Annotated in this window: 11 protein-coding genes; 4 read left to right on the top strand and 7 right to left on the bottom strand. The window is 42.3% G+C overall.

What is annotated here, in order from left to right:
- Positions 1-416, bottom strand: a 416-nt coding sequence (locus WAM07_RS08590; protein WP_422166069.1) for an NAD(P)H-binding protein, incomplete at its 3' end; no start/stop codon positions are given.
- A 236-nt stretch (positions 417-652) separates the two neighbouring features.
- Between WAM07_RS08590 and WAM07_RS08585 the strand changes: the two genes are divergently transcribed.
- The gene (locus WAM07_RS08585) at positions 653-1,222 is read left to right on the top strand and encodes a DUF4256 domain-containing protein (protein ID WP_422166068.1); all 570 of its coding nucleotides are present in this window, start codon (positions 653-655) and stop codon (positions 1,220-1,222) included.
- A gap of 402 nt (positions 1,223-1,624) precedes the next feature.
- On the opposite strand, the gene WAM07_RS08580 is transcribed toward WAM07_RS08585, so the two are convergent.
- The 3 genes from WAM07_RS08580 to WAM07_RS08570 form a co-directional block, all read right to left on the bottom strand.
- Positions 1,625-2,491 carry a hypothetical protein gene (locus WAM07_RS08580; protein ID WP_422166067.1) on the bottom strand — a complete coding sequence of 289 codons (867 nt, stop codon included), beginning with the start codon at positions 2,489-2,491 and terminating at the stop codon, positions 1,625-1,627.
- A complete protein-coding gene (locus WAM07_RS08575; protein ID WP_422166066.1) occupies positions 2,475-3,410 on the bottom strand; it encodes a WD40/YVTN/BNR-like repeat-containing protein in 936 nt (311 codons plus the stop codon). The genes WAM07_RS08580 and WAM07_RS08575 overlap by 17 nt, the downstream gene beginning before the upstream one ends.
- Before the next feature lie 201 nt (positions 3,411-3,611).
- On the bottom strand, positions 3,612-4,637 hold the full coding sequence (locus WAM07_RS08570) for a zinc-binding alcohol dehydrogenase family protein (protein ID WP_422166065.1): 1,026 nt from the start codon (positions 4,635-4,637) through the stop codon (positions 3,612-3,614).
- Positions 4,638-4,843: 206 nt separating this feature from the next.
- On the opposite strand from WAM07_RS08570, the gene dapF reads away from it, so the two are divergent.
- Both dapF and WAM07_RS08560 read left to right on the top strand, forming a co-directional pair.
- Positions 4,844-5,818, top strand: coding sequence for a diaminopimelate epimerase (gene dapF, locus WAM07_RS08565; RefSeq protein ID WP_422166064.1), 975 nt, complete (start codon positions 4,844-4,846; stop codon positions 5,816-5,818).
- On the top strand, positions 5,818-6,216 hold the full coding sequence (locus tag WAM07_RS08560) for a secondary thiamine-phosphate synthase enzyme YjbQ (protein ID WP_422166063.1): 399 nt from the start codon (positions 5,818-5,820) through the stop codon (positions 6,214-6,216). Before dapF ends, WAM07_RS08560 begins: the two co-directional genes overlap by 1 nt.
- A 225-nt stretch (positions 6,217-6,441) precedes the next feature.
- On the opposite strand, the gene WAM07_RS08555 is transcribed toward WAM07_RS08560, so the two are convergent.
- Positions 6,442-9,048, bottom strand: coding sequence for a glycoside hydrolase family 31 protein (locus tag WAM07_RS08555; protein WP_422166062.1), 2,607 nt, complete (start codon positions 9,046-9,048; stop codon positions 6,442-6,444).
- Positions 9,049-9,714: 666 nt separating this feature from the next.
- On the opposite strand from WAM07_RS08555, the gene WAM07_RS08550 reads away from it, so the two are divergent.
- Positions 9,715-10,362 carry a methanogen output domain 1-containing protein gene (locus WAM07_RS08550; protein ID WP_422166061.1) on the top strand — a complete coding sequence of 216 codons (648 nt, stop codon included), beginning with the start codon at positions 9,715-9,717 and terminating at the stop codon, positions 10,360-10,362.
- 166 nt (positions 10,363-10,528) lie between these two features.
- Here the strand turns inward: WAM07_RS08550 and WAM07_RS08545 are convergent, their stop codons facing one another.
- Together WAM07_RS08545 and WAM07_RS08540 are read right to left on the bottom strand one after the other, a co-directional pair.
- Positions 10,529-11,062 carry a GNAT family N-acetyltransferase gene (locus WAM07_RS08545; RefSeq protein WP_422166060.1) on the bottom strand — a complete coding sequence of 178 codons (534 nt, stop codon included), beginning with the start codon at positions 11,060-11,062 and terminating at the stop codon, positions 10,529-10,531.
- A 119-nt stretch (positions 11,063-11,181) separates the two neighbouring features.
- On the bottom strand, positions 11,182-11,793 hold a 612-nt coding region (locus WAM07_RS08540; RefSeq protein WP_422166059.1), incomplete at its 5' end, for a LysR family transcriptional regulator substrate-binding protein.

Here is an 11,793-nt window from a genome sequence, read left to right as displayed (position 1 = left end):
AAGATGATTTTTTCTGCTATCGAATTCTTCTCTCCGGATAAAGGATTCGTATAAGCGGTTGTACTCATAAGGATAATTTTCCTTTTGTTAGCGGGCTCTTTTTTAATGATCTCCGTAATCCTCTTTATAGCGTCAAATACTAAATAGCGAGGTTTGCCAAACATCCCCTTGAAGGTAACGTTGTGACCAAGACATGAGATAATGGTCGTACAATCTTGTAAAAGGGCGATCATTTTAGCGTCAGTTAATTCGTTGATATTGCCCTTCACGGTTTCTACTAATGAATGCTCGTGTATATCTTGAGAAAGAACGGCTGTCTCGCGGATGAGAATGCGCGTATGGATCTGTCTTTTAATCAATTGCCGGACGACTTGTTTACCAGTAGCGCCACTTGCTCCAAGAACTAATACTCTCATAGAATCCCTCCTGCTATTTTAAGCGCTCGTATTTCCTACTCATTTATTCGCCTAACAAAAAGTAATTCCTCTTTAAAAAGGAAAAAATTTCGCTGGAGTGATCGTGAACCCTTAAAACAGGTTTCTGCAAACAAGAGTGGCTTGCTTTCCGTTTTTTATAGATAATGGAAGAAAGCAAGGAATTCATCTTGAACTATGTTTAGGATGAGCCTATCAAAATTTCAGGAGGCATAACTATGACAAAGAGTAATAAAAAGACGTTATCCAAGGATCAAAGTGAAGAATTATTCAATGTATTGAAGGACCGTTTTGAACATAACATGCACCGCCATGAAGGCTTTGAATGGAATGCTCTTCAGGCGAAGCTCGAGGCTGACTCTGAAAAACTGTGGTCGTTGAATGAGATGGAAAAAACAGGCGGGGAACCGGACGTTGTAGGGTATGATGAAAAGAAAGACACCTACATTTTTATGGATTGTGCAGCGGAAAGTCCTAAAGGCCGCAGAAGCGTTTGCTACGACCGTGAGGCGCTGGAGGCAAGAAAAAAATTCAAGCCTGAAAACAGTGCGATCGATATGGCTGCTTCCATGGGAATGGAGATGTTAACAGAAGAACAATATCGAGGGTTACAGAAAATTGAAGAGTTTGATAAGAAAACATCGAGCTGGATACAAACGCCTTCAGCTATTAGAGAACGCGGGGGAGCACTTTTTTGCGATCGTCGTTACGATCACGTCTTTGTCTATCACAATGGGGCAGAATCATACTACGCTGCCAGGGGCTTTCGTGGATCACTGATGGTCTAGCGTTAATTAAAATACCCGTATCGGAAAGCGTACGCAATAAATTATATCCTTATAAGGGGCCAAATCTAAATAGGATTTCGCCTCTTTCTCTTTCTTTAAAACAGATCAATTCGAAACTTCTCAGCGTGCTCTGCGTAAATAAGTGAACGAACTATTAAGGAGGTGAGAATATGGGGATAGCTTCGTGGATTATATTAGGTTTTGTCATCTTCATAGCTGTCGGAGGTTTTAAAAGGATGAAAAAATAAATGAAAATAAATGATAAGTTATGATCGATAGGTTTCATAATTACAACTCCACACTAAGCCCCTTCTCTATCATAAAAAGCCAGTTTTTTTTGGTCCTCACCGGCTCTTTATGATATAAAGTGAAATCTGGGCTCAAGCCGCTTATCCTGCTGAGTTAATCCGTAGTAGATATATACTCGAGGGTTATAGGGGCATTCTTTTCCATAGTAGCTTTATATAACGTGATTTCACCCGCCGGAGGTTCGGGGTCATTCGAATTACTTTGGAAATTTTCATTTAATGCAATGGTCCATTTCGCTTCGTTGTTTTCCATTAATACAAGGGCCAGCGTTCCAAATTGAACCATATTTTCCTGAGTATAATGTTCCGTTTCTCCTTGGTAGTCGATGGCTATGCCTTCTGAACTGTTCGTCACCTGAGCTGCATCTCCTTTCCATTGTCCGCGGGTCATAGAGGCCACGTACGAGTAAGAGATTCCGCCATCACGTGCTCCATAGGTACCTATATACTGATGAAGGTTGTGATCGGCAGCCTCATAGGTTACGGCAGCAATATCTTTCTCCAGCCATTTCACCTTATAATCCCCGCTGGTCTGGTAAGGCAGATCTTCCTTAGGGCGGGCAAAAAGCCCATAGCGTGTTCGGTAATAGGCTGCTTGACCAGTGTCGCTGTCCTCTTTTATGACTAATAGATGGTTGAGTTCTGGTGAGAAGCTGATCACTTGTTTCGTTTCATAACTGTGGTTAACCATTAAGCCTGCCTGCAGAAGAATAAGAGCGGCTGCAATGCTTGAGATTAGGATTTTCCCCTTTTTCTCAAGCGTCAAAAGAAGAAAGATGGTAAACATCATAAAAACGATAATCAACAGATTAATGACGTAAAATATTCGGTTATCTATGTACTCTACGGTATAGTTGTTCTCCAGGAGGAAGTAGACTCCCTGAACACAGCACAATCCAATGGCTGCTAGGAAAAACAGCCAGCCGATGATTTTCTTGCCCTTTTTATTCGATCGGTTCATTCGGATCTACCTCCTTAGAAAACTCCCATGTGCTGCCCTGGTCATGAGAAATAAATTTCCCCTTCACGCGACCGCCCTGATAATCACCGTCCGGGCCTTGTTTAATAAGAACACCGAGGTGATCTTCTTCTTGAAACGGAACTTCAGCCATTACAAAGTGTTTCTCGTACTTCTCGGGAATGAGCACGTCTGATTTCTTCCACGAATCCCCGCCATCCTGCGTAACATATAGGTCAGGTTTCTCAGGACTGATCGTTCCGTAGGAGAGAAACCCTATATTCTTATCGACAAACCCTCCATCAAAAATTAAGCGGGTCGTATCCGGTCGGGCCGTTTGACTCCAGCTTTCACCACCATCGCTTGTCGTGTACACAGTAGTCCATTCCTGTGACATCGTGCGATCACCTGAAATAATGACATAGCCAAAGGATTCATTGGTAAAGTCAACTTTTCTGAAACGGAGCGGGGCATACTCTTCCTGGACCACTGACTCTTCCCATGTGTCTCCTTTATTTAGCGAATAGAGTAATTGAACTCTTTTGCCGTTTTGATTGTTATCTTCCGTGTACAGAAATGCCGTACGATCCTCATTTAGAATATAGCTGTTAGGAATAAGCTCCTGCTCGCTTCCGCGATACTCTCCTTGAAATAACTTTTCTTTCTCAAGAGGCACTTCCGTCCAACTTTTACCACGATCATATGTGATCTGCAGCTGATCATTTTGCAGGGAATACGCTACCGGCTCCTGTTCGTAAATCGGCTCTAGCTTTTCGGGCTGGGGAGACGATTGTAGATTCTGCTCCTGCACAGAAGGCTGGACAGCAGCTGAAGGAATGTTAGAGGACTTTTCAAAATAGATCGTGCCAGCAAGTAGGCCAATGCTCATCAAGCAGGCAGTGCCTACGATTATCTTTTTCACTTGATCCGCCACCTTTTCCAATATTATCAAAAAATTCCTGCAAATGAATCATAACAGAAAAGATTGATCAATTGCTTGTCTGATTACTTGTTGAGCCCATTCAAATATAGGGTGAGAAATAGTGGGAAAGTGATGTTGTTCGCATAAAAAAAGACAGGCTTGAGCGAACCACTCAAGCCTGTCTTTATAAGTTTCATGTTGCTATTCTGCCTCTACGACAACTTTCCCGATCATTTTTCCACTTTCCACTTTTTTATGAGCTTCACGCAGCTTCTCGGCATTCAGGCCGGTCAGCGTTTCTGTCAAAGTGGTTCGGACAGAGTTATTATCTATTTTTTCAGCGATTCTGGTCAAAATTCTCTGCTGTTCCTGCATATCTTCCGTTTCGAAAAGAGGGCGGGTGAACATAAATTCCCAGACAAAGGCAGCGCTTTTCTGCTGCAGTGCGGTAAGATCCAACGATTCATCCGTTTCCACAATGCTGCAGATTTTCCCTTGCGGTGCTATGGCTTCTGTCATGTTGTTCCAGTGTTCAGCTGTAGAGCTTAAACAGAAAATATAATCGACATTATCGATTTCAATCTCTCGAAGCTGCTTTGGAAGCGGCTTCCGATGATTAATGGTGTAATGAGCCCCGTGGTCTTTGGCCCAGTTTACGGTCTCTTCTCTTGAAGCGGTACCGATAACGGTGAGTCCTGCGTCATTGGCAAGCTGGGTGGCAATGGAACCTACGCCGCCGGCTGCTCCAATAATAAGGATGGATTTTCCTTTATTTTTATCCTTATCCGTTGAGACATCCAATCTTTCGTATAGGGCTTCCCAGGCCGTCAAACCTGTTAAAGGCAAAGCGGCCGCTTCCCTGAAAGACAGAGACTGTGGTTTCTTGGCAGCGATGCGTTCGTCTACAAGGTGAAATTCGCTGTTTGTACCTGGACGACTGATCACACCGGCGTAATAGACTTCATCACCCAGTTTAAAAGAAGTGACGTCTTCACCAACGCCCTCCACTACGCCTGCTGTATCATAACCGAGAATTTTCGGCTCCTCTTCATCTTCTCCGTTGGCCCGGACTTTTGTATCTACTGGATTTACAGAAACCGCTTTGATTTTCACGAGAATATCATGACCCGAAGCTTCGGGCTTGTCTACGGTGACATCAACCAGGCTGTTATCTTCAGAAATGGGTAAATGCTGATATAATCCTATGGCATTCATTTGTTCCGTCATGCTATCATCCTTTCTTTACTATCCTTACTTCATCTTCCACTTAAAAGGAGTAGTGAAACGCAGGCCGGACGTCTGATAAGAGGTAGTGTTGATTTTTGTAAACTTGTTAGATAGACAAACTGGGTTATGGAGGAAGTTCATTCATTCATAATCCCCTTGTACATATGCTATGATAATAGAAAATTAGATTTCAGGGGGATACGTTTTTGGATATTCAATTTATTAAATGCCATGGCTCTGGCAATGACTTTATCCTGATTGATGAGCTCACACATGGCTACACGTTTACCGAACAAGAAAGAGAGGATCTTTCCATTTTATTATGTGACCGGAAGGATGGGATTGGTTCTGATGGCATCCTATTTGTGATGGATAGTGATAAAGCGGAAGCGAGAATGCGTATGTTTAACTCGGACGGCACGGAAGCGGAAATGTGCGGCAATGGCCTCCGCTGTGTGGCGAGACACGTGTTGGAAAAAGAGGGAAAAACCCATATCGCCGTGGAGACAGAAAAAGCGGTGCTTGCTGTCAGTCAGGTGGAAGAGATTTTTCCGGGCATTGATACTTTTTCGGTCGCCATTGAACCGGTATCGTTTGAGCCTGCTTCGCTTCCGGTCCACGTGGATGCCGAGCCGGCTTCCAAAACGACTGTTCCAGGCCTGCCCGAGCATTTGACCTTCACGCCGTTAAGCGTGCCGAACCCTCATATCGTTGCCATTGTGGAAGACATTAACCAGGAAGAGCTTGCCTGGGTGGGGGAAAAAGCGAACCAGTTACATGAAGTGTTCCCTAATGGTGTGAACGTCAGTTTTATGAAGCTCTTAGAAAAAAACAAAGTCTTCGTCCAGACATTTGAACGCGGCGTTGGGCTGACCAATGCGTGCGGAACGGCTATGTCTGCTTCTTCTCTCGTTTCTACCATTCACGGACCGAATGCCACGGGCGAACCGATTGTGGTCATCAACAAAGGCGGACTTGTAAACTGTGTGGTAGAGAAAGAAAAGGAAAGTTTCTCCATTCAGCTAAGAGGGAATGCAACGAATGTATATGAAGCCGTGGTGCAGCTCGACTGGAATACACGTACTTTTCACGTGGAAAACAGGAAAGATTTTATCGAAGAACAGAAGAAATATGAAAAATTAGAAGCTTATGCAGCTTCACAAATAGGTGGTGACTCTTAATGATCAAAACGTTCGATGTAAAAACGGATAACCATGACCAGATGATTGATGTAACGTCTAAAGTTGAACAGTGGATCAAAGAAGAAGGGGTAACTGACGGTGTTGTCATCGTATCATCGAAGCACACGACGGCAGGCTTAACGGTAAATGAAAATGCCGATCCTGATGTAAAAACGGATATGCTGCGCCGCTTCAGGGAAGTCTACCCATGGGATATGGCAGAGGATCGTCATGCCGAAGGGAACACGGCTGCGCACATGAAAACAAGTACAGTCGGCCACTCCCAGTCGCTGATTATTGAGGACGGAAATCTCGTTCTCGGCACATGGCAGGGGCTGTATTTTTGTGAATTTGACGGCCCGCGAAGCCGTAAGTTTACGGCTAAAATATTGAAGTGATCGAAGTGTCGCCCGGCTGAATACATGCTCGGGCGCTTTTTTTATAGAGCAGAGGGACCTTCGAGATAAGAAGATTATAGTATGGGAGCGGTCTTACTAAACCTTTTTGAAGAGTTCAGCTGATATCCGTATGCTGTAGGTTCCGCTTCACGCTATATAGGTTAAATGAAATGAAAAGAACCGCTATGGAAATCTTCCATAGCGGTTCTTCTGATTTGTTCCATATTAATTTTTCTTCTTACCTTTGGCTTTTTGCGTCTTTTTATCATTGTTGAAGAAAACTTTTACCTTCTTCGTTTCATTCACTGGGACGTTTACGAAGGTGGTTTCGTTCTCCTGGTCATAATAATAAGAGTTTTTCGTTTGCTTTACTTCTTCTGCGGAATCTACTTGTGTGTACTTCGTAGATGCAGCTTGTACTTTTCTAGGCATATTCTCGTTGTTCAGCTTCAAAGTATAAGATTCCAGGTCAGAATCGTAGTTCGAAACCTTCTGGTTACTAGTGAATTCAACTGTTTTTCCTTTACGGTTTAAGTTGAACGTTGTTTCATTATACTCGCCATTCTTGTAATCTTCCGTAGACCCATCATCTTCTGTGAACGTATAAGTAGATTTATCATCAAGATACGTGTCTAAAATCAGATTTTCTAATGGTTTTTCACCTGTATGTTGTTGGACATTACGGTGAGGGACAATGGAACCTTTCTTCACGTAAAGCGGAAGAGTGCCAAGGTCAGCTTCTTTCGTGACAGTTTGACCACCATCGTGTTCTTCACCTGTCCAATAATCTACCCATGTTTCGCCTTCTGGCAGGTATACATCATTAGAAGTAGCACCTTCTTCGACTACAGGGGCAACAAGCAGGGAAGAGCCGAACATGAATTGTTGATTAATGTCATGAGTGTTCTCATCTTCCTGGAACTGATAAACGAGCGGCTGTTGTACAGGTGTACCTTTCTCACTAGCTTCTATAAACGCGTTATAAAGATATGGCATGAGTTTATAACGTTGTTCAATGTACTTCTTACTGATAGCTTCGACTTCTTCACCATATTGCCATGGTTCTTGTCCTGGAATATTTTTAGCATCAGGATCGAAGGCTACTGTACTTCCATTATCAGCGTGAATACGGGAGAAGGGAACGAATACACCCATTTGCAGCCAACGTGCAAATAGTTCCGGGGATGGACGCTTAGCAAAACCGCCGATATCGTTACCTACAAATGGAACACCGGACATTCCTACGTTATTATTCATAGGGGTAGCTAGTCGCATGGATTCCCACGTACTTGCATTATCACCTGTCCAAAGTGTGCTGTAACGCTGGGAGCCAGCATACATATCGCGAGTAAGTACAAATGGACGCTTGTTTGGTTTTAAGATATCAAATGCTTTGTCAGAAGACATTGCTTCATAGTGAGCAAACATATTGTGGAATTCGGAATGCTTCATGTCGCCATAATTAACATCCAGCGGCTGTGTTTTAGTCGGGGTATCAAATACAGCAGGTTCATTCATGTCGTTCCAGATTCCATCTACACCAGCATTGAAGATCTTGCTGTGGCTCTGAGCCCACCAGTCACGAACGTCTTCACGTGCGAAATCAGGAAACACGGAGTCACCAGGCCACACTTCCCCAACATAAGGTGAGCCATCTGGATTCGTAGCCCAGTAATTATTTTCTGTACCTTGATCATACATGTAATAGCCAGGATCCTTTTTAATACCGGGATCACTTACAGCTACAGAACTGACACCTTTGTCTTCCAGGTATTCATTAAACGCAGCTGGATCTTCGGTGAAGTCTTCACCCCATGTAAAGTTTCGGAAACCATCCATGTGGTCAATGTCTAAGTGGACACCATCAAGAGGAATATCTTTTTCGCGGTATTTATCAACGATCCCTTTGATTTCTTCTGCCGTTTCATATCCCCATTTACTTTGGTGGAGCCCGATGGCCCATTTAGGAGGTCGCTGCATCGTACCTGTTAATTGGCTGTACCGGGAAACAACATCTTGAATCTCAGGACCATAAGCAAAGTAATAGCTTAGTTGGCCATCATTAGCATAAAAGTAGTAATAATCATCACTTTCACTAGCCATTTCATAGTAAGATCGGTTGCTGTTATCAAAAAAGATACCGTACGCTTTTTCTTCTTTTAGTCCAATGAAAAATGGGATGGTGGTGTATAGGTACTTCGTATCTTTATTATAGTTATAAGCATCATTATTCCACATGCCCATGCTTTCGCCACGACGATTCAAATCACCGGTTTGTTCTCCGAAACCATAAAAGGCCTCGTCTTTAGAAGTATCTTTAAAGACATAAGGTTTATCGTCTTCGTATCCAGCACCGTAATCCATGTTGTCCTGGTTAATCACATTGCCTTCGCTGTCGAGAAACTTTACACCGAAAGGCTGCTTGTTAATTTTAACGGTAATTTCTTCAGTGGAAAGAGAAAGAGTGGATTCAGTTTCGTTTACTTCAAACTCAGGGGTTTCCCAAGAGGAGTTACTGACAGCATCCGTTTGTTTAATTTCTTCGCCTTGCTTCAAAATGGAGACTTTGGCTACATCTTCTGTCTTTAACTTAATGTGAGCTTCGAAATTGTCCGATAAAATAAATTTTACTCCATCCTCAACAACCTCTACCGATTGAACTTTCAGCTTTTGCTGCATAGCAGCAGCTTTATCCAATTCCTTTTCTGGATAAGTGTCTGCCACGGCAAGTGCAGTTGTTTCTGGAATTAGAGAGGGCACTAATAAACTAGTAGCCACGGTCATTGTAGCTAACCCTTTCCCTAACTTCCTGGTTTTAGTTTGTTTTTCCAAAAAATCACCTCTTGTAAATTATTTGTATGCAAAATGTATTATTTTATTTAAATCGTATCAAATACATATGCACATATTAATTGTAGAGGATTCGACAAATTATTAGCAATGATTAACGTAGATGGTTCTTAATGGTAATAACGGATTAGAAACGGCATTTGTAAACTGCTGTGACAGCATTTAAACGAAACGATAAAGCTAATTAAAATAAATACATCGTAGGAGCGGGTTTACACAGAATTTACTAAATGTGAGCACGAATAAGCAGGGGTAACAGCATTATAGGCTATTTTAGGCGGGTGCCTATATATGTGAAAAACAGTCAAATAAAGTATGTAAATATAGTGTGAAGTAAAATATCTGTAACAATTCCTTTTGAATTGATCCTTATGAATATATATTGTAAAATAACTGAAATAAACAAATAGAGAAAATAGTTTGATATATATAAAGATTGTTGAGGAAAAAGCACCTTCATTCTGAAGAGCTCGACGGATATTTAAGGATTCGAAAAGAAGTATCAGGTCATATAAGAGAAGCTGGAATCCCTACTTGGCTTAACCAGAAAATTTTTCATTATGTATGATCTTGTGCAACTAGATTATTAAACTTTTTCATTTAGTAATAGAAAGGTATATAATAAGTCAGAAAGGGAGGGGAATCAGCATGACATCGTCACTAAGCGGAACTTTATTCCTATCCAAACTTATTACTCAATATGCTCATTTACATGAACGCACAGTCGGCAGACATGCTGGAGAATATATACGGCAATTAGGAATTCGGACAGGGGAATGGATCGAGTCATTCTACAGCGATAAAAATGAACAATGGTCTGTAGACCGTTATGCAGAAGTCATTGTAGACATAAAAAATTCCATCGGGGGACATTTTCGAATTGCCGAAGTACATCCGGACAGGGTGGTTGTTAAAGCCGAAGGATGTCCTTTTGGGGAAGTTGTCAAAGACGCTCCTCACCTATGCGCCATGACCTCGAGTGTATTTGGCGGCATCGCCGCGCGACGTATGGGGTACGGGAAGGTCAACTTGAGAAAGAGGATTGCCAAGGGAGATGCAGGTTGTGAAGTGGTCATTTATTTTCAACCGACGGATGAGGAAGAGGGAAGCGTTTATGAGAACCTGCCCATCACCCCATCCTATGGAAATCCTTTTATCTGGGACGAAGAAGCGATCGAATCATTAGGAGAAGAACTCCGGAAAAGTGATGAGATGGTTTTGAAATTACTGGATGAATTAGAGGATTTGAAAGAAGAAGTCGAAACACTAAAAGCTGAAAAGAAATCACTCACTTGATTTAAAGGAGGACTTTGCGATAAAGGCAAGGTCCTTTTTTTCTGTTGGCTAAGGATGTTTCTAAAGAGTGCTGGAAGCGGAAGTATCGAGTGCTAATTGGTGTGCTGGCGCAATCGAGATCCCGGCCCAATCAAGGTAAGGTACGACTCATTTCATTCGACATGACTTATTCTGAAAAGGCTTCTGGATAGTGGACAACACCGCTTATACTATCGAGTCCACCCTCCTCCAATTCAATAGCCATAAAAAATTCATTTGGAACCTCAAATGGGGCTTTTATTCCGAAATGAGCAGCGGGTTCAAAGCCGAATTTTGGATAGTAGTCTTTATGACCCAATACAATTATGGACGTATAACCGAGATCTTTGGCCTTAGCTAAAACACGATGTATTAACTGGCTTCCCACTCCTTTATTCTGAAACTCGGGAAGTACAGAAACGGGAGCTAAAGCGAGCGATTCAACGGATCGATCGCTGCTTATGATTTTTATTTTTGATAAAAGGATATGACCAATCAGCCCCTGGCTCTGATTGACAGCGACTAAAGAAAGTTGCGGAATAAATTCTTTTGATTCTCTAATTCTTCTTACAAGTAAATGTTCACTTTTATCGCTGTGATCTTCATTTTTAAAGGCTTCCTGAATAACTTCTTCTGTATTATTGGATTCCTCAGTCAATTCCTGGCGAATAATGAATTCCATCGATAAGTCTCCTATCTATTCGTGTGTTTCAAATTTAAATCATGGTCTTAGAAGATTTTAAAATAGCGCGGTTTCATATTCACAGCCATGATCAACAATTTCCTTCATTTCATGCCCTGTTAATTCGTTAATTTTCCCTCTAAAAACTCAAGGATAGGTAAGGTAACCGCATACAGGTACATATCACGGGCCAATGGCTGCCCTTTAATAGGAAGAAACACGACCCCTTTATACTCAATCTGCTCCACCATAATTGCAGGCAGATAAGCAATTCCAAGACCAAGAGAAACAAGTCCTGCCATCGCATGGTACTGGGTTTCTATCGTTTCTCCTTTGAACTGTTTCTTCTCCATGATAGCCTTCAGCTGATTGGTGAGGGAGCCTTCTGGAGGAATGATTTGTGTTTCTTCCATGCACTGCTCGATCGTTACTTCTTCCAGGTAAGCCAGCTTAGAGCTAAGAGGAACGGCGGCCAGAAAATTTTCCCTGAAAAGAAACTTTGAATAGAGGTTAGAGTAGGACAGCTCATCCTGAATGATCGCCGCGTCAATTTCGTCTGCTTCTAATAACGGCAGCAAATCCCGGCTGTCGTCTTTAATCGTCGTAACATGAAAATTTGTTTGGATGAGTTTGTCGTAATGACGATGAATAAAATAGCTGCTAATCATAGGAGTGGAACCGAAGCGGATTTGATCATGGTCTCGATAATGATGAATGGTTCGTTCGATTTG

Source organism: Halobacillus sp. (assembly GCF_049282395.1).
Classification (GTDB): domain Bacteria; phylum Bacillota; class Bacilli; order Bacillales; family Halobacillaceae; genus Halobacillus.
This window is presented reverse-complemented; position numbering and strand designations above follow the sequence as displayed.